The 19,186-nt window shown below is 55.5% G+C and carries 11 protein-coding genes; 5 read left to right on the forward strand and 6 right to left on the reverse strand.

Annotated features, from left to right (window positions below; translation table 11 throughout):
* The first annotated feature begins 104 nt into the window (after positions 1-104).
* A complete protein-coding gene (nagA, locus tag OZX64_RS03080) occupies positions 105-1,448 on the forward strand; it encodes an N-acetylglucosamine-6-phosphate deacetylase (protein WP_277173769.1) in 1,344 nt (447 codons plus the stop codon).
* Positions 1,449-1,656: 208 nt separating this feature from the next.
* Here nagA and OZX64_RS03085 read toward each other — a convergent pair whose 3' ends face one another.
* The 4 genes from OZX64_RS03085 to OZX64_RS03100 all read right to left on the reverse strand — a co-directional run bounded on the left by OZX64_RS03085 (position 1,657) and on the right by OZX64_RS03100 (position 6,727).
* On the reverse strand, positions 1,657-2,553 hold the full coding sequence (locus OZX64_RS03085) for a carbohydrate kinase (protein WP_277173771.1): 897 nt from the start codon (positions 2,551-2,553) through the stop codon (positions 1,657-1,659).
* Positions 2,554-2,666: 113 nt separating this feature from the next.
* Positions 2,667-3,950: an ROK family transcriptional regulator gene (locus OZX64_RS03090; RefSeq protein WP_277157440.1), complete on the reverse strand. Its 1,284-nt coding sequence runs from the start codon at positions 3,948-3,950 to the stop codon at positions 2,667-2,669.
* A 375-nt stretch (positions 3,951-4,325) separates the two neighbouring features.
* The gene (locus tag OZX64_RS03095; protein ID WP_277173773.1) at positions 4,326-4,847 is read right to left on the reverse strand and encodes an NUDIX domain-containing protein; all 522 of its coding nucleotides are present in this window, start codon (positions 4,845-4,847) and stop codon (positions 4,326-4,328) included.
* Positions 4,848-5,128: 281 nt separating this feature from the next.
* Positions 5,129-6,727 carry an aminopeptidase P family protein gene (locus OZX64_RS03100; protein WP_277173775.1) on the reverse strand — a complete coding sequence of 533 codons (1,599 nt, stop codon included), beginning with the start codon at positions 6,725-6,727 and terminating at the stop codon, positions 5,129-5,131.
* A gap of 313 nt (positions 6,728-7,040) precedes the next feature.
* On the opposite strand from OZX64_RS03100, the gene OZX64_RS03105 reads away from it, so the two are divergent.
* From OZX64_RS03105 to OZX64_RS03120, 4 genes are all read left to right on the forward strand, one after another.
* Positions 7,041-8,645 (forward strand): folylpolyglutamate synthase/dihydrofolate synthase family protein, encoded by a 1,605-nt coding sequence (locus OZX64_RS03105; protein ID WP_277173777.1) that lies wholly within the window; start codon positions 7,041-7,043, stop codon positions 8,643-8,645.
* 296 nt (positions 8,646-8,941) lie between these two features.
* Entirely contained in the window at positions 8,942-12,772 is a 3,831-nt protein-coding gene (locus tag OZX64_RS03110; protein ID WP_277173779.1) for an AAA family ATPase, read from the forward strand.
* Between the two features lie 63 nt (positions 12,773-12,835).
* Positions 12,836-15,022 (forward strand): AAA family ATPase, encoded by a 2,187-nt coding sequence (locus OZX64_RS03115; protein WP_277173781.1) that lies wholly within the window; start codon positions 12,836-12,838, stop codon positions 15,020-15,022.
* Between the two features lie 13 nt (positions 15,023-15,035).
* Positions 15,036-16,661, forward strand: coding sequence for an LlaJI family restriction endonuclease (locus OZX64_RS03120; protein WP_277173783.1), 1,626 nt, complete (start codon positions 15,036-15,038; stop codon positions 16,659-16,661).
* A gap of 131 nt (positions 16,662-16,792) precedes the next feature.
* Here the strand turns inward: OZX64_RS03120 and OZX64_RS03125 are convergent, their stop codons facing one another.
* Positions 16,793-17,548 carry an amino acid racemase gene (locus tag OZX64_RS03125; protein WP_277173785.1) on the reverse strand — a complete coding sequence of 252 codons (756 nt, stop codon included), beginning with the start codon at positions 17,546-17,548 and terminating at the stop codon, positions 16,793-16,795.
* Positions 17,549-17,756: 208 nt separating this feature from the next.
* On the reverse strand, positions 17,757-19,058 hold the full coding sequence (locus OZX64_RS03130; protein WP_277173787.1) for an ATP-grasp domain-containing protein: 1,302 nt from the start codon (positions 19,056-19,058) through the stop codon (positions 17,757-17,759).
* Between the last annotated feature and the right edge of the window lie 128 nt (positions 19,059-19,186).

Below are 19,186 nucleotides of genomic sequence, written 5' to 3' on the forward strand. Positions count from 1 at the left end.
GGGTATGGCAGAGCACATCTTTATCGTCAAACGGCACAATGTGCCACGATAGTGATGATGGTAAGAAAACATTCCAAACAAAGCATGAAGGAACGTGAGTGGGAATGTCAGATGAAAACAGGCAGCAGACGGTCGAACAGGTCACGAAAGCCGTTGAAGGCGAGGCGATTGCCTGGCTGGTGGTGCACCGTGCGCGAAAAATCGACGCACGGGGTATTGAAGATGATTTCTGGCTTATCGCGCACGATGGCGTGATAGCGGCGACCGGCAACGGGGAAGCGTCGCTGGTTTCGGCCTGCCGTGGGTTCGGCATTGCCGATGGGGATTGTCGCAATGCCGCCGACGGTGCGGCTCAAAGCGACATGGAAACAGAACAGGCCGGGGCTCGACCATGGTCTCTGAAACCGGGTGTGGTCGAGGTCGACGCTCAAGGCAGCAATCTCACTCCTGGCTATGTCGACATCCACGCGCACGGCTCCTGGGACCGCTCGTTTGATGACGGCCTCGAAGGCATCGACATCGCACGAGCCGGCCACATGGTGCACGGCACCACGCGTCAGGTGCTCTCGCTGATCACCAACCCGATGGACGTGATGTGCGGCAACCTGAAGAACGTCAAGACGGCGATGGGCAAGCGGCCCGATATTCTCGGCTCCCACTTGGAGGGCCCGTTCCTGGCGCTTTCACGCAAGGGCGCACATGACCTGAACTGTCTGAAAGATCCGACCGACGACTTGGTCGACCAATTTCTTGACGCCGCCGACGGTTCGATCCGTCAGATCACCATCGCCCCCGAATTGCCTCACGGGATTTCGGCCATCAAGCGGTTTGCGGCAGCCGGAGTCGTACCTGCAGTAGGCCATTGCGATGCCGATTATGAGACGGCCAGGCGCGGCTTCCAGGCCGGGGCCGGCATCATGACTCATATCTTCAACGCGATGAACGGACTGAAGCATCGCGAGCCGGGCCCGATCCCGGCGGCGGTGGAGGATCCGCGCGTCACCATCGAACTCATCAACGACGGCTTTCACGTCCAGAATCCGGCCCTGAGGATGGCGGTGAAATTCGCGCCGCATCGTGTTGCTTTCGTCACTGACGCGATGAGTGCCACGGATTGCCCGGACGGGGCCTACAAATTGGGTGCGCTGGATGTCACGGTCAAGGACGGCCATGCCCGTCTGGTCTCCAACGGCTCCATCGCCGGTTCCACGCTGTTGCTTGAGCATTCGGTTGCGCGCGCGGTCAACGTGCTCGGCATGGCTCCCAGCGATGCCGTTGAAGCGGCGACGCTCACCCCTGCCCGCGCGTTCGGCTTCGACCGCAGCAACGCTGTCACCGGCGCCCCGCTGGGTCTGCTTTCGCCGGGCTATGCGGCGGACCTTCTGCTGAGCGACCCGAAGACCTGGCAGGTCGAACACGTCTGGTGCGCCGGACGACGGATTCGCTGAGGGCTGTGGCTGTCTTAGATCCGCATTTGCCGCTTCTAGTGTCGTGATATGCCGATGACCGGGTATCCGTCATCGTGTGCATGGTAAATGTTCTCGCTGAATATTCATGCTGAATATGCACGGCATAGAGAAAGGCCGGCATCGTAGGAGACCATTCCTGCGGTGTCGGCCTTTCCTCGTATGCCGGTCCGTCGGCCGGCATCGGGGCTTACTTCTCAGCCTCGCCCAGATAGTCCGGAATGTTCTCCGGATACTGGGGCCAGGCGCCGTTTTGCGTGCAGACGTAGGCTGCGGTGTTGACGGCGGCGCGATGGGCGTCGACCAGCGACGAGCCGGTGAGCACCTTGGCGGTGAACGTGCCGGAGAAGGAATCGCCGGCACCGACGGTATCGACCACGTCGACGCGCGGGGTGTCGAGGGTGGAGGACTCGCCGTCTTTGGCGATGATGGTGCTGAAGGTCGAGCCGCCGGTCAGGATGACGTAGTTGAGGTTGTACTGTTCCATGAACCAGTTGCAGGCCTCTTCATCGGAAGTGCCTCGGATGTCGAACATGTCGCGCAGCAGCAGCAGTTCGGCGTCGTTGATCTTGAAGACCGTGGCGTAACCCAGCAGTTCCTCGATAAGCTCCTTGGAATAGTGGTCGCCGCGGATGTTGATGTCGAAGAACTTCATGGCGGTCGGCTTGGCGTGTTTCAGGAGCTCCACGATGGTGTCGTGCGATTCCTGGCTGCGCAGGGCGAGCGTGCCGTAGCAGATCGCGTCGGCCTTCTCGACCATGGCGATCAGCTCGCGGGTATAGAGAATATGGTCCCAGGCGACGCCTTTGATGATGGTGTATTCCGGGATGCCGTTCTTCAGGGCGACCTCGACGGTGGAGGTCGGCCAGGCGTTGCGTTGCACGATCGATTCGACGCCGGACTTCTTGATCGCTTCGACAAGTTCATCGCCCAGCGGATCCTCGCCCACGGCGCTGATGGCGTGACCTTCCGCGCCGTTCATCGCGGCGTGGTAGGCGAAATTGACCGGGGCGCCTCCTGCGCGCTTGCCGGTGGGAAGCATGTCCCAGAGCAGTTCTCCCAGAGAGACGACGATTGGCTTGATCATGATATGATCCTTTCTTACATCTTTTATCGGTCTTGAATTATGAAAATGCTGATTTGCCGGTTGACTTGCCGGTTGTGTCATCCGTTTCGGCTGGAAACCATGCACGTTCGGCCTCACCCCTGTGATCCGGCTCCGTGCCGACTCCTGTTTCCCGGAGGATGGATGGTGCGGAAATGGGAGGGCCGGTCCAAAAACTGGGTGATGGCCGTGGCGGCGGCACCGAGCACGGCCGCGTCGGTGGGCAGGCCGGAAAAAGTGATTTCGGTCGATTGCGCGATCTCGGCAATGACCCGTTCGTTGACCACCTTTTGAGCCGACTCGAGCAATTGATGGCCGCCAAGCGCACCGATATCGCCGAGAACGATGCGGCGCGGGTTGAAGGCGTTGCAGATGATGACGCATCCGTAGCCGACGTAACGTCCGATTTCAGCGACCAGACGACGTGCTTCGCGGGCTTGTTCGGTGTCCCCGTTGCGTTTGTCGGCGAGTGCGAACAATGCGTGGCATGCTTCGATGTGGGCCATGGACTGCGAGCCGTTGATGATGCCGAGCCTGTCGATCTGCTCGTGGATCGCGCCCGCGGAGCAGTAGCATTCCAGGCATCCCACATTCCCGCATTCGCACTTTTTGCCATCGAGCGCGTCGATCGAGACGTGGCCGAGTTCCGTGGACGCCCCGAGGCTGCCATAGATAAGCCTGCCGTTTTCGATGACACCCAGGCCGACACCCTCGCCGAGCAGGAAATAGGCCAGGCTCCCGGCATCGTCGAATCCGCCGAACAGCCGCTGTGCCAGAGCACCGGCCCGGGCGTCCTGTTCGATGAACACGGGAACGGGGCAGCCTTGCCCGAATTCCTTGTGGAAATTGATGTTGCGCCAGTGCGGCATGCTGGAAACCAGCGCCGCATAACCGGTGCCGTGCAGATACGGGCCGGGCACCGCCATACCGATGGCGACGATATCGGGGTCGGCTTGAAGCAGCGAATCGATGGTTTTGTGCGTGGCGGCGATGGCTGCGTCGATGGTGCCGTCGCTGACCCGCGGCATATCGGTGAGGCTCAGACGTCGGCCTTTGAGGTCGAAAACGCCGATCTGCACCAGGCTGCGCGCGAATTTGACACCGATGAAATGGAACCGTGCGGTATCGATGTTCAGCCCGATGGACCGGCGACGTTTGCTGCCTTTCATATCGCCGGTTTCCGCCACGATGCCGGCGTCGATCAGACGTGCGGTGATTTTGGTGATGGCGGCGGGTGTCAGCCCCAGCGATTTGGCGATCTGCGCCCGCGAGGAGATGCCGTAGCGATACAGATGCCACAGTGTGCGTGAGCGGTTACGTTCGGAAACAACGGATTGAGGCGCTGGCGTGCGGATTGGATCTTCGGGGAAGTCCGGCATCGACGGTGCCAAATGATCGATCGAGAAGGGTTGCGAAGCGCTTCGAGATGTTGGAGATTCGCTGCTTTCACGCATTTGCACCTCCTCGGGCCAATCCTGCATCTTACAACCACCGCCCATGATGATTGCGTATTGATGAACTGACTTTATATATTAACGAGGTTAATCTAAAACTGCAAATCGGTGTTGGAACGTGTCAGGGGTCTGGATCGTGCTGCGTAGGTTGTATGCCCGCCGCTATTGCAGACCTGGTGGATTGACGCTATACCTAGCCTTCACTTGAATCGGGAGTGTCGCTGATGCTGATTGGCGTTCAATGCCCGATGCGACTGATGGTCTACAGCTGGTTCGGTCGAAGGCACGACCTGTTTTGTATCAGTGCAGCTGATTGTCGGTCACAAACAGGGCATGTGCGTCTCCAGCGGCCTTGCCGCGCAGGTATTCGTCAAAGATTTTCAGGCGATCGACGGTGCTTTCGGCCAGCGGCTGGGGCAGCGCGTCGCGCGAGAACCAGCCGACCTTGAGGCTTTCGTCATCGCCGACGAACGGTTCGGCGTTGCCGCCGGGTTTGAGGCGGCACAGGAACGAATGGTCCATATACTGCGTGCGGTCGCCGTTGGCATAGGTGATGATTTCCGATGAAGAGACGACAGCCACCAGATCGGTGACTTCAGCATCGACGCCGGTCTCCTCCTTGATCTCTCGCACCACGGTGTCCCCAGGCTGCTCGCCCGGTTCGTTGATGCCGTAGACCATCGCCCATTGCCCGGTATCGGAGCGCTGCCCGAGCAGGATGCGCCCGTGCCCGTCCTCCACAAGCCCGGTGACCCCATTGAGCCACAGCAACTCGTGCCCGATCTTCTTGCGCAGTTCGATAATGAATGAAGGTGTGGTCATGAATATTCCTTGTTTTTATTCGCTTCCCAAACCTCGCAGCGCGCGGTATGAGTTACTCTCCTGAAACATCGAGATGTAGTGTGCGGGGCGGGGATATGCGATGTTTTGGCATAAAGCTTGGCCTGCAAAATCAATAGATTTTGCTTTCGCGCTCGATGCATCGCGCTCACTTCGCCTACTTGAAGTCCACCGGACTTCAAGCTTAACGGCTCAGCCAAAGGGTGCCTAAACATTGTATATCCCCACCACTCACACGATGAGAACGTTACTTTTATCGAGAACTATCTCCGAGCAGCCGCGCGCTGCGCCATCCACTCTTCTACGTCGTCGATCTGCTTGGGGATGTCCTTGGAGATCCATTCCGGACCGTTTTCGGTCATCAGGACGTCATCCTCGATGCGTACGCCGATGCCGCGCATCTCCGCGGGGATCAGCAGGTCGTTCTTGGCGAAGTAGAGGCCCGGTTCGATGGTGAAGACCATGCCTGGCGTGATCTTCGCGCCCTGATAGGACTCGTAGCGTGCCTGCGCGCAATCGTGCACGTCGAGGCCCAGATGGTGGGCCACGCCGCAGGCGAGCCAACGACGGTGCTGCTGGCCTTGAGGCGAAAGCGATTCCTCCACGTCGACCTTCAAAATGCCCCACTCGTGCAGGCGCTGTGCGATGACGCGCATGCAGGCGTGGTGGATGTCGGAGTAGGTGGCACCCGGCTTGGCGGCCTCGAATCCGGCCTGTTGCGAATCAAGCACCGCCTGATAGATCTTCTTCTGCAGCGGTGTGAACTTGCCGTCCACCGGGAAGGTACGGGTGATGTCGGCGGTGTAGAGGCTGTCGACCTCGATGCCTGCGTCGATTAAGAGCATCTCGCCGTGGCCGACCACGCCGGTGTTGCGCATCCAGTGCAAGATGGGGGCGTGCTCACCGGAGGCGATGATGGTGTCGTAGCCGACGGTGTTGCCTTCCTCGCGGGAAACCGCGTTGAACTCACCTTCCAGCATGCGCTCGCTGCGCGGTTTGCCGACGGCCTGCGGCAGACGGGTGAGGATCCGGTCGAAACCATCCTTCGTGGCGGCGACGGCCTTGCGAATCTCGCCGACCTCGTAGGAATCCTTGACCATACGTGCGGTCGAGGCAAACTCCTGCAGCTCGTTATCGGCCTTTTCATTGGCGTCCGGATCGGGGAAGCCGTTGGCTTCGCGCACGGCTTCGACTTGCGCGGTCATCTGCGGATCGGCAAGCCGCACCACGCGCATGCGCACGGCACCGGCTTCGGCACCGACATCCTTGCCCAGTGCATCGGGCAGCTGGGCGATGTCGTGGGTGGCGATGCCGGTCATCGCATTGAGTTCCTTCAGGCCGGCACGGGGCCCGACCCAATATTCGCCGTAATGGGCGTCGACATAATAAGCTTCGGTGCTGTTGTCGGCTCGTGGAGCGACGAAGAGCTCCGGCGTATGCGTCTTGCCGGCCTTGGCCTCAGGTGACTCAGGGTCGACGGGGTTCAGTACGAGCACGGCTCCGGCCTCGTAGTCCTGGCCGAGCCCGGTGTAATAGGAGAACTCGGTATTGGGGCGGAAGGCGTAGTCGTCATCGTTGTTGCGCACCTTCGGCGTGCCTGCGGGGATGACGATGCGCTCGCCTGGGAAGCGCTTGCCGAGAGCCTCGAGACGTGCGCCGATGAACTTGCTGGACTCCAGCGGCTCGATGTCCGGCTCCTGGTTGTCCCAGCCGGTCTTCATGAATTCAGCGAATTTCTTGGACGTGGTCGGCCGCAGCGTGCGGTTGTTGGTCCTGTCTTCCATCGGTTGGTCCGCTCCCGGTGCCTGTGCCATTTCCTGTGCCTCGTATTTCTTGTCGTTTGCCGTGATGACTTCGCTCATGCGTGTCCTCCTCATTGGCGGGTTCTTCACAGCCATTCTAATAACCTGGGCGGTCCGCAGGGCGGGGAATGTTGAACAATGGAATATGCCGTCATTCTGTGACTGCCGACGATGCAGCAGGACCTTTGCGCCAACCCCCTATCGGGTTCATATTCGCATGATTGGCGCTGTCTGGTATTGCCGTGTTTCCCTTTGTGCGCCGATCGCGCATTGCCGTCAGCGTCCATTCGCCGTTCGGCGTAGCGCTTTCGAGGCCGTTTCATACAATAGTGGTGTCTATTTTTCAAGGGATTCAAGCCAAAAACGAGGTTTTATGTCATTCGAGCATCCGAAAACCAACGGGGTTACCATTCGCGAGGTCGAGCGCGAGATCATGTCCCGGCGCACCACTCACGAAGAACTGGGACACGACCTTGAGGTCATGGACCTGATGCTTGACCTTCTGGGCCATCCGGAAGACACATTCCGCATCATCCACATCACCGGCACCAACGGCAAAGGCTCCACCGCCCGTATGGCCGAGGCTATCTGCCGCGCTTACGGTATGCGCACCGGCCTCTACACCTCGCCGCACCTGCAGAAAATCAACGAGCGCATCGCCGTGGACGGCCAACAGCTGAGCGACGACGATTTCATCGATACGTGGATGCAGATCAAGGATTTCGTCGCCCTGGTCGACGCGAAAATGAAGGCTGACGGCAAGGCGCCGATGAGCTATTTTGAGATCCTGACGGCGATGGCGGTCTGGAAGTTCGCGGATGCGCCCGTCGACGTGGCCATTTTCGAAGTCGGCATGGGCGGACGTTGGGATGCCACCAATGCGTTGAACGGTGACGCCGCGGTCATCGGTCCGGTCGACATGGACCACATGCAGTGGCTGGGCGACACCCCCGCGAAGATCGCCACGGAGAAGGCCGGCATCATCAAGCACGAGTCCACCGCCATCATCGGCGCACAGCCGCATGAAACGGAGGTCATGCCCGTTCTCGAGGCCGCGGCCGTCAAGGAGCATGCCACGCTTATCCGCGACGGCGAGGAGATGGAGGTCGTCTCGCGTCAGCCTGCGGTAGGCGGCCAGCTGGTCACGTTGCGCACGCCGAACGGTACTTACGAGGATATTCCGGTCGCCAAGTTTGGCGAACATCAGGCCCATAACGCCTTGGCGGCGCTCGCGGCGGCCGAAACCGTTATTCCCGTGGCCGGTCAGCTCACCCAGGACGTCGTGGCCGAAGCGTTGGGCGGGGTCAAGATTCCCGGACGCATCGAGCAGGTGCGTACCTCGCCGACCATCATCGTCGACGGCGGGCACAACGTCAACGCCGCCGAATCGCTGCGCGCGGCCCTTGAGGAGAACTACAACTTCGAGCAATTGGTCGGCGTGGTCGCGATGATGAAGGACAAGCAGGTCGAGGAATACCTTGGCACGCTGGAGCCGATCATGAGCCAGATCGTCGTCACCGAGAACTCGTGGCGAGACCGGGTAATGCCTGCCGAGGAACTCGAGAAGATCGCGGTCAGTGTGTTCGGCCGCGACCGTGTCACCCGCATCGACAACCTTCCCGACGCCATCCAGGAGGCCGTCAACATGGTCGACGCCGATGACGAACTGGGCGTCGGCTACGGCCATGGCGTGCTCATCTGCGGCAGCTTCGTCACCGCCGGCGACGCCCGCACGCTGCTGGCTGAGAAGAAGAATCCGGAACTGGCCCTGCCCAAGGCGCAGCGTGTGGCGGGCAAGCTTAAGAACGACAAAGCCGATGCCGGCAATGCCAAAGACGAGGACGAGGACATCGTTTCCGAGGTATTCGGCGATGCGTTCGGTGATTTCGGAGTCAAGCAGGTACCCTTCGAAGGCGAGTTCGAACCCGGCACCACCGCCGAGCAGCTCCGCCGCAAGCAGAACGGCGACGACAAGTAGCAGCAGACGTCTCTCGAGTGGTCCTGCCGAACATTTCCAAATGTGATGCTGCTATTTGCAAGTTTTACGTGCCGACGGGCATAAAGTGGTCGTTACTGGTCTAAAGTGGTCAAAATATGTGTTCCACATGACCACTTTATGCCAGTAACGACCACTCCGTTCCAGTGGTAGCCGACTGATGCCGATAGATGGGGTTGACGTTACAATAGAGGAATCGTATGGCGTCCAAATCTGCCGGTTGGGGGCGAAACGCCAGAAACGGTGGCATGCAGAGAGTAGAAGGGTGAAGTCGAGTCATGTATCTGAAGGAACTGACGCTCAAGGGATTCAAGTCCTTCGCCTCTGCGACCACGCTGCGCTTTGAACCCGGCATCACGGCCGTGGTCGGCCCCAACGGCAGCGGCAAGTCCAACATCGTCGATGCGCTGACATGGGTCATGGGGGAGCAGGGCGCCAAAAATCTGCGCGGCACCTCGATGGAAGACGTCATCTTCGCCGGTACCTCCTCACGTCCGCCGCTGGGACGTGCGCAAGTCAGCCTGACCATCGACAACACCGACGGCACACTCGATATCGACTACACGGAAGTCACCATCAGCCGCACCATCTACCGCAACGGTGGCAGCGAATACGCCATCAACGGCTCGCCCTGCCGCTTGCTTGATATTCAGGAGCTCTTGAGCGACACCGGCTTGGGCCAGCAAATGCATGTCATCGTCGGGCAGGGCAGGCTTGACGAGATCCTTAAAGCCGACCCCGCAGGTCACCGCGCCTTCATCGAAGAGGCCGCCGGCATCCTGAAACATCGCAAGCGCAAGGAACGCGCGATACGCAAGCTCAAGAACACCGAGGCGAACCTTGCCCGCACCGACGATCTGCTGCACGAGATTCGCCGGCAGCTGGGACCGCTCGGACGTCAGGCCAAGATCTCGCGTCGTGCGGCGAGCATACAGATTTCCTTGCGCGATGCACAATCGAGGATTTTCGCCGAGGACGCCCAGAATTCCATGAAAAGCCGTGCCAAGTTGCGCAATGAACTTGGTGACGTACGACGCCAGCTGGAAACTGCGCAACGCGAGCTGGCGAAAGTCAAGGTGCATATCGAGCAGGTCGAGGCGTTGAGTTCCGAGTCCAGCCCGGCCATGGCCAAGGTCAACGAGACCTGGCATGAGCTCTCCGGCATTGAGGAACGGTTCCGCTCGCTGGCTTCGTTGGCCAACGAGCGCGCGCGTTCGCTGGCAGGCCAGATGATCACGAACTTCGGTGAGGACCCGGATATTCTCGAGTCCCGTGCCAAAGAACTGGACGGGCAGGCCGAATCTCAGAAAAAGGCCGTTTCCGACATGCGCATTGCGTATGATAAAGCGACTGAATCTCGTGCCGGCAATGAAAAGCAGCTTGCCGCAGCCCGTCAGACATTGACACAACTGCGCAAAGTCGCGCAGGAGCACACCTCGAAGCTCGCCAATCTACGTGAGCTCAAAACCCGCGAGGAATCCGCCATCGAGTTGGCGCAAAGCCGTGCCAAGGATTTCAATGGGCAGCGCGAGTCCATCGTCAAACAGCGCGACGAGGCCACGGCCCAACGCGATGCCCTTGAGGCAGAAACCCAGAATACCGGTGTTGAGAATAGTGCGGCCGCGCTTGAAGCGGCGAAAACTGTGATGCAGCAGCGTCAGGAAGAGCTCGACGCCCTGCAGGAGCAATTGCGGGCGGTAAACGCTAAGGTGACGGCACTGAAGGCGAAGGCCGATGCCTTGAACGAGACCTTGGAAAGCCGCAATGCCTCTGGTGAGCTGGAACAGGATGATGCCGTGGCCGCCCTGGGTCGACTTGCCGACTTCATCCACGTCGAAGACGGCTGGGAAGAGGCCATCGCCCACGCGCTCGACCAGTTTGCCAGCGCCATCGTGGTGCCCGCTAAATCCAATATGGTCGAGGCGTTGCGCCGGGCGAGCGCCGACAAGCTGGGGCAGGCAGTGGTATTGCATCCACTTGAAGGTGCGGCCGAAGACGGTGCCAGCGAACAAAACAAGGATGAAAATGCGCAAGACGGTCAATATCCGGTTCGTTGCGCTTCCGCTCTGGTAAGCGTCAACGGTTCCGCCAAAGACGCCGATTTCGCTGCCAACGTCGTTCGTGCGGTGCGTGTGCTGCTGGACGATGTCGCCGCCGTGCCCGACATGGGTACCGCGTTTCAGGCCGTGGAAGGGGAGCATGAGCGGTTCAGCCAGGCCGTCACCAAATCCGGCGAAGTGGTCAACGCTGTCGGTGCCATCGGCGGCTCCTCGCGCTCGCAAAGCGACCTTTCGTTGGCTGCCCGGCGTGACAAGGCATTGACACAAGCCAAGAAACTCACGGACGATGCGGCGGCGATCAAGCCGAAGATCGAAGCGGCACAGACGGCTTGCGACAACGCACGTCTTGAAGTCGATCGTCAGTCGCAGCAGCGCATCCAGGCCAAGGTGAAGGCCGATCAGGCTCGCAAGAATCTGCAAAACGTCGAACAGCGGGTCAAACAACTGATGCGGCAGCTCAAGGGGCTTGATGAGAAAATCAAGCAGACCGAAGACGAGCGGCAGACCCATCAGCTCAAACTCGAGGATTTGAGCCAGGCGCTTGACACCGCCGAGCATTCCGACACGGAAAACGAGGATTTTGACGATCTGGACAAACGCGTCCACGAACTCGAAACCATGCTCGACAAGGCGCGTGAGCAGGAAGTCTCGGCCAAGATTACTTGGAATGATGCCAGCCGCAAGGCCGATTCACTGGTTCGTCAGGCAGGACTTTTGCACGATCAGGCGAGTGAAGCCGTGGCGAGACGGGCGAAGATGAAGGCGCTCAACGAGAAGCGTGAACGCCAGCAGACGCATGACTGGCAGATTGCGGCGGATGCGCGGGGTATGGCCGCGTTGGTCGCAACCGTACTGAAAACCGTGGTCGCCAAACGTGATGAACTTTCGAAAGCCGCCTCGAGCCATGACGCTGAGCTGAAGCAACTGCGCGCGCAGCGCGACGAGGCCGAGCCGAAAGTGGCGGAGCTGCAACAGCGCGAACACGAGCTGGACGTGAACCGTGAGCGTCTGGCCGCCCAATATGGACAGATCGAGCAAAAGGTTTCCGACACGCTGGGCATGGGGCTCGAGGCATTGGTCGATGAATACGGCCCCGACAAGCTGGTTCCGGTGCTTGATGACGAAGGCCGTCCGATTCCGCTTGACAACGGTGACGGCGAGAATGGCGCTGCTGCCGAAAATGGCGAATCGACGCCCGTTTCAGCTGATGGCATTGGCACTGCCGACGCAGGAGATCACGCAAAGAATGGTTCCGACGTCGAAGTACGGCGAGATTCGGATGACGATACGTCTGAAAACGATGTTCAGCACGATTCAGACGAGGACGTACCCATCGATGCCAACCATTATCAGATGGTGCCCTACGTCCGCGCCGAGCAGGAGAAACGGCTTCACAAGGCCGAACGCGACCTGAAGGCGCTGGGCAAGGTCAACCCGCTGGCCGCCGAGGAGTTCGACGCGCTTGAGACACGCAACCAGTATTTGAATGACCAGCGCAACGACGTTGCCAAGAGTCGCGATGACCTCTTGAAGCTCATCAAGGATCTTGACCGCACGATGATCGAGGTATTCAAGAACGCCTTCGACGATACGGCCGCAGCATTCGAAAAGGTCTTCGCGACGCTCTTCCCGGGAGGCAAGGGTCGACTGCGTTTGGAGAATCCCGACGATCTGCTCACCACCGGCGTCATCGTCGAGGCCAGCCCCGCCGGCAAGCGTGTCAAGCAGCTGAGCCTACTTTCCGGCGGCGAACGCTCGCTCACCGCTCTGGCGCTGCTTTTCGCCATCTTCACCGCGCGTCCCAGCCCGTTCTATGTGATGGACGAGGTCGAGGCCGCGCTTGACGACATCAACCTGACCCGTCTGATCAACGCGTTCAACGATCTGCGCCGGCACGCTCAGCTCATCGTCATCACCCACCAGCAGCGCACCATGGCCATTGCCGACGCGCTCTACGGGGTGACGATGCGCTCCGATGGCGTCACCGCCGTGGTGAGCCAAAAGCTCGAGCATGATGTGGCAAAAACTATGGGAAATCCTGAAATCTAGATATTACCTTATTGTGTTTATAAATAATAGTATTAAACATAATAGGGATAAGAGAAGCTGGTCATGGATTTAAAAGAAGTTTTACAAATTAGTGATAGGGATATTCCGAGAACGTTTGTTCGTCTTGAACTTACTGATGGTCGAAATCATTGGAAATCCGACTATCGCTTAGACCATTATGCTCCAGGAAATCGATCTTTCGAAAGAATGAACGATTTTGACGAGTACCAATTCTCGCAGATTTTCAAAGAGATGAAAATTGATCGTAGATTGCCAAACAATTATGAGATTCCCAAAGAATCGCTTTTCCTGATATTTGCACGTATCGAAAAAGGTTATGATAAGTATCTTTTTGTTGGTTATCGAAGAGGGAACAAAAGTGAAGATGAATTTGTCAATGAACCGACTTTGGATGCTTTACTTGGTCACGTTTATATAGATTTTCGTAAGCAAGATGCTGCTGACGTATTGAGTTCAGGGAAAGCGGCAAATCGGCTGCAGCTCTTTTCCTTCGAGGCGGTGAATCAGAAGGCTAAGGTCAACAAGGATGAATTTACTTACCCGTATGATAATCCAGATGTCAGAAAAGCTAATTTTGAAAAATGGTTAGGTGAAAATTTAAGTGGGGATAGGGGAACAAATTCGTGGATCGGGTTTGTTTCTCCTACAGAGAAAGCACATGAGGCGGTTGATCTTCTAGAGTTTCCAGAGTATCGCAATCTTCATGCTGACATTGAATCCGTAGTTAATGATTTTAAACCGATTTTCGGTATCTCTGATTCTAGTCGAATGCACGATTTTATTGAAAACCTTGGTATCGTCACAACAGATCCTGATAATCAGGATTCTTTGGGCGGGGACTATTCAGATTTCTATAGTAGTGCACAAAAATATTATGAATATTTGGCTACAGGAAACAAGCAGGAGTTTACTCAGTATGGAGTCTACTCTCCTTCAAAGGAGAAAGAAGAGGGGAAAGATACCCGAGAGCTTGATGCAGCAAAGGAGGGACAGAATAGTAATGGCGGTTCTCGCGAAAAAGACGAAGTTTCTGAAAGACAGAAATCGATTAGTGAGATGAGCAATGTCACTGAGCAGACTGATGACAATGGCGAGGAATTTCAAGAAGATAAGCGCGAAAAAGAAGAGATATTGAAAAAAGCGGAAACAATGGCTAGAATGCCCAATCATCCTATAAAGAATCTATCCTATAACACGGTCTGGTTCGGTGCCCCTGGAACAGGAAAGAGTCACTCGCTTAATAAAATAGTTAAGAGTTGTTTTGGAGACCGTTCTGAGCGCGTTACGTTCTATGCCGATTACCAGCATGCTGATTTTGTGGGTACATATAAGCCTGTGATGCAAGAAACCGGCATTCAATATTGCTTTGTTCCTGGTCCCTTTATCCGAGTTCTGGAACGAGCGTTGAATGACCCCGGAAACAATTATGCGTTGGTCATTGAAGAGCTGAATAGGGCAGAAACTGCATCCGTATTTGGTGAGTTATTCCAGTTGCTTGATCGTGATGGAGATGGTGTGAGCTGGTATCCGGTTTCAGTAAGTGTTGATTGCAGTAAATATTTGTCTGGTTCGGGACTTTCACATAATGCTATCGCCAAAAGGGTGTTGCGTAATCTTGTGAGTAAATGCATGGAATTGGAGGAAAATCAACTTGCAGGTTGGGAAGAGTGCACACGTATTGTATTACCTGGAAACATGTATATTTTGGCGACTATGAACTCGGCCGATCAAGGTGTGTATCTGTTGGATACGGCTTTCAAGAGGCGTTGGAATTTCAAGTATATTGACATCGATGCAGGCGAGAACGATATGAGCAGTAAAGAAAAATCTCAGAATGAGTGGTGGACTTGGAGAAAGAAGATTAATACATTGCTGAGAAACTGTGGTGTGAGTGAGGATAAGCAGCTGGGCCCCTTCTTCTTGGATAACGCGGCTCAGGACGGACTGTTGGAGAATCCGGATAGTCTCTTTAACGAGGCAATGAAAAGCAAGGTCATCATGTATCTGTTCGAAGATGCCGCTCGATATAACCGTGAAGATGTGTTCAATGTTTCCGATATTCTAAAAGAATCTGGGGATACGCTTGCTGAAAATGTTAGGGGTTCGCGAAGCGATAGACTTTCGTTGAGCATGCTGTTTAGATATTGGGATAGTCATCATTATGAAGTTTTCAATAATCCGAAAGATGCTGGTGCAAATGATGAAACGTCTGACAGTTCTCAAGAATGATGAATGACATCTCATGAAGATACCAGTTTTTATAGAAAAACAGGAGTGTAGTCTCAATGCTTTACAATTAGCTTGGGGATTGATGAATGCGTCGTCAGGTCATGCTCAGGTGAATGAGGAGTTTAGGCGACGCTCGGAAACTGAAGAAGCCATAAAAGTGCTGAAGAACATTAATGTTGCTGACAGCGGCAGAACTAATTTATTAGTAGAAGAGAAGGACAAGAAGAAATATAAATTCAATTATGTAGGATTTATTAGCGTATGGAATAGTCTATTTATTGTATTGCCAAAGTATTATTTTAAAAAAATCAACGGGGATGGTATCGCTAAGCTGGATAGCCATGTAGTGAGTCAGTTGCTCGGTGATTTAATTGAATCGGTTCATATTAAGAATAAAAGGCTTGGCAAAACACCTCAAGAAGAAAAATTAGTGTTTCGCGATACGTTTGAGCTGAGAAACGAATATAAGCTTGAGCAGAACAAGCTGTCTCTATATCGCGTGTTGCTTAATGACTATGCAGAAAACGGAATGTACACCAGTTCATGTCGCATTTATGAACATAACGGTTGTGGCAATGTTGAATGGAATCGGACTGTTGAATCTTGTAGCCCAGTCGCTGTTGAAAACATGATAGGGTATTGGGATTTTATTACTACACGGCGAATACCGACAAAAAGTAGAATTGCTGAAATACAACAGGCGATTGTTGATGAAATCAGTGTAACCGTTGAACAGATGGGACTTAACAAGATTTTTAAATTGCCGCTTTGTGGTCTGCGAGCCAAACAGCTTAGTGAATTAGGTACGCCTGCCAGGCTTTTCCATGAAGTGCATAATGAGCTTTATGCCGAATGCGAGACACGGAAAAAACGTTTGCTGCAAGCGATGTGTGAATTTTTGAATGATTATAGTCCTTCTCAAAAAAGAAAAGTGATGGTTGATGGAACAGCGAGGTTTGACAGGGTTTGGGAACAGGTTTGTCAAGATCTCTTTGAAAATCGTGATGAGGAATTACAAACAGATCGGCCACATTGGGAATTTTATGACGATGCTGAAGTTGAAAAGCATTTTTTAAATGCAAAAGATGATTCAGACGAAAAAAAATCTGAGGACACCGCTGCACTCGAACGAGATATCGTGTCATATCATTCGACTCGAAAAAACTGGTATGTTTTAGATGCTAAATACTATATTCCCCAATACGGCAGAGGAAAACGACAAAAAATCAGTGGTCAACCTGATACCTATGACATTATTAAACAATATTTTTATGCTATTGAGTTAGAACGAAAAAAGGGTAAAGATAGCGTCTATGGTAATGCTTTCATTCTTCCGGCAAGAAATAATTTTGGGCATGAATCTAAACGTCCCTTTTTAGTTCAGCGTGGGCAGGTATCTTTGGCTTTTCTGCCGGTTGTGGAATCTGACATTACAGATAATACTGTGAATGAACGCGTAGTTGATGCTGAATGGAAGAAGTGTATTCGGGTATTTGAAATGGATCCTGAACAAGCACTCGGGGCATATGTTGGAGAATATGACCATGACTCAGCAGAAATATATCTGGGTCAAATGTTTCCCGAGAGTAATGACAATATTGTTAGGTATGCTAACGATATAGCTTTAAAAGCTGACTGAGTATGAATGGATACTTGAAATTCATAAGCTATTTGAGTTGGTAAAAGTAATGGAAAATTTCATAGGTTTATTTGTATCTGACAATAGCCGCATAGTGAAGTTTGCTAAGGTTCCTGAAAGTACTCTAGCTTTTAAGACTCTGAATGAGGCTTATTTATTTGTCTCAGCGCCTTTGCCCGCGCCACGGTGTCTTCGGCGAGAATCGTTTGGGCGTCGATGATCGGCAGGTCGGGGAGCGGGAAAGCCTCGTTGAGGACTGAAAGCTCGGTGCAGCCAAGAACCACGATATCGCAACGGTATTTCGCCGCAGGAGACTTGTCGAGGAACGTGTCGATGACGGAACGGTAGCGTTCGAGGCTTAGCGGTCCGCCGCTTTTCACATCGTCGTAGATCAGCGAATCGATGCGCTTCTGCAGCCCGTCATCGGGCTCGATGAACGTGTAACCGGCGGCTTCGATTTCGCGCTGGTAGAGGCCGGAATGGCGGGAGCCTTCGGTGCCCATGAATCCCACGCGCGGGTGCGTCGAAACAGGCAAGGTCGCCTTCATACGTTCGACGGCACCGGTGAGCATATTGAGAATCGGCACGTCGGTAAGCTCTTGGAAGCGCGGCAGCATAAAATGCGCGGTATTGCAGGGAATCGTGATGAAACTGGCCCCGATGGACGTGGCTTTTTCAATGTCGTCGGCGATGACGGGGAAGGGGTCGTCGTTGCTGTCGCCCAGCATGAAGTCGGTGCGATCGGGCACGGAAGCGTCGTTGAAGACCACATAGTCGAGGAAATCCTGGTCGGTGGTGGCGTCGCTCATCTTGTCGATGAGCCGGATATACGATTCGGTCGCCAACGTGCCCATGCCGCCGATAACGGCGAAGAACGGTCGTCTCATAGCTCTCCCAACCAACAAATACGGTATCCGTCCGAAACGGAATATAAGGATGTTCCCGACTTATAGTACCAGCGTCAGAGGTTTTCCGCGTTTGCCTGCCTCTGTGTGTCTGAACGGGCGTATTCCACGTGTCGTTTGCTGTTCGCAGCCTTCGCAGACAGCCCAAATCATTACGTTTCTTCCATGCTGCGGGACCGATGTCGGCGATTCACACCCTGTTTCGTTTTGGCGTGTACTGCTTGAAATCGCGCGAAACATACAGCTGCCAACGCCACAGGCCCAACGTACGTTTGAGATTCCGGTCGGCAGGATTGAAGCAGGAACGGCTCCACTTACCCTCGCTGATGAGTCGCAGTGCGTCGTTCTTCAGCGGACCTGCGGGTGCGTACTTCTTCAGCACTCGCTTAGGAATTCCCATCCACAGATGTTCGCTGAAGCACAATGATGGTTCGCTATGGCGGTGCATCACGAGGTCTTCGGCGATCCAACGTGCCAGATTGAAGCCGGCCTGGGTGACGTAGTCGCTGCTGCCGCCCGGCCTCGGGTTGATCTCGAAGAAGCGGTAGCTGCCGTCGCGCGGGTCGCGTTTGATGTCGAAATTCACGTAGCCGGTGTAGCCGAGTTCGTCGATGAGGCGTTGGCATTGTTCGTAGACGGTCTTGTCGCCTTCGGAGATGATGGCCGCGTAGTTGCCGATGCGGTTGGGCGCGTATTCCTCCATGACCGGCCGTCCCATGCACATCATGGCCACGCTGCCGTCGCTGTTGACGTACGCGTTGAGCGTGCGCATGCCGGTATCGTCGCCGGGGATGAACTCCTGGATGATGAGCTCGCCTCGGTATCCGTTGCTATAGATGTCGTGGGCCACTTGGTTGAGCTCGGCGGCGTCGGCGATGGTGTAGGCCTTCTTACGCCCGGGAAAATCGATGCTCAGGTATGAAACGCTGTCCGCCGCCTTCAATTCCAGCGGGAACACGGCAGGCTGAGGAACTTTCTGGCCCGATTGGAAATCCGCGAACGAATAGACCGCGGTCAAGGGCGTATTGACCTTTGTGGTTTCGCAAAGCTTCCAGAACGAGACCTTGTCGACGGCGCGCTGAAGCGTCGGTCCGTCGATGGTGGAGGTCAGGTAGTCCTTGCGGATTTCATCACGGTGTTCGGCGAGTAGGGCCGCGGAAGTGTCGCCGCAGGCGATGATGAGCAGCTGGCGGTCGGGGCTCTGAGCTTTCAGCTCCGTGGCCAGCTTGTGCAGCTCAGGGACGAAATGCTTTTCTTCGGTGAGGTCATTAATAACACGAATGTCGACGATTGAGGAATGGCGGCATTGGATGAGCGCGGCCGGGCCGACGGCCAGGGACTTGACGCCGTAGGCTTTGTGGAACCCGCAGGCCAGGCCGTAGGCGTTGGCTCCCGTGCCGATCAGAACCGGCAGGAACGAAGCCTGCTGTGCCGAGGTTGGGGCAGTCTCGGCGGTGTTGACGCTGCCGGTGCCGTTTGTATTGTTTGCCATGATACGCAATCCTTTGCAATGACCTGACCGATGGACGGATAAAGCGATCGGACCAACCAATCAACCGATTCGGGAATCAAAAACCGATCGGCTATAAACAAATCAGGTTTCACCTACTTGGCTCAGTG

The organism is Bifidobacterium sp. ESL0704, assembly GCF_029392075.1.
Classification (GTDB): domain Bacteria; phylum Actinomycetota; class Actinomycetes; order Actinomycetales; family Bifidobacteriaceae; genus Bifidobacterium.

What these genes read in the sequence shown, in the direction of transcription:
- OZX64_RS03085 (WP_277173771.1), bottom strand. Translation starts at nt 2,553, where the DNA reads ATGATCAAGCCAATCGTCGTCTCTCTGGGAGAACTGCTCTGGGACATG.
- OZX64_RS03090 (WP_277157440.1), bottom strand. Translation starts at nt 3,950, where the DNA reads ATGCCGGACTTCCCCGAAGATCCAATCCGCACGCCAGCGCCTCAATCC.
- OZX64_RS03100 (WP_277173775.1), bottom strand. Translation starts at nt 6,727, where the DNA reads ATGAGCGAAGTCATCACGGCAAACGACAAGAAATACGAGGCACAGGAA.
- OZX64_RS03095 (WP_277173773.1), bottom strand. Translation starts at nt 4,847, where the DNA reads ATGACCACACCTTCATTCATTATCGAACTGCGCAAGAAGATCGGGCAC.
- OZX64_RS03125 (WP_277173785.1), bottom strand. Translation starts at nt 17,548, where the DNA reads ATGAGACGACCGTTCTTCGCCGTTATCGGCGGCATGGGCACGTTGGCG.
- OZX64_RS03110 (WP_277173779.1), top strand. Translation starts at nt 8,942, where the DNA reads ATGTATCTGAAGGAACTGACGCTCAAGGGATTCAAGTCCTTCGCCTCT.
- OZX64_RS03115 (WP_277173781.1), top strand. Translation starts at nt 12,836, where the DNA reads ATGGATTTAAAAGAAGTTTTACAAATTAGTGATAGGGATATTCCGAGA.
- OZX64_RS03130 (WP_277173787.1), bottom strand. Translation starts at nt 19,058, where the DNA reads ATGGCAAACAATACAAACGGCACCGGCAGCGTCAACACCGCCGAGACT.
- OZX64_RS03105 (WP_277173777.1), top strand. Translation starts at nt 7,041, where the DNA reads ATGTCATTCGAGCATCCGAAAACCAACGGGGTTACCATTCGCGAGGTC.
- OZX64_RS03120 (WP_277173783.1), top strand. Translation starts at nt 15,036, where the DNA reads ATGAAGATACCAGTTTTTATAGAAAAACAGGAGTGTAGTCTCAATGCT.
- nagA (WP_277173769.1), top strand. Translation starts at nt 105, where the DNA reads ATGTCAGATGAAAACAGGCAGCAGACGGTCGAACAGGTCACGAAAGCC.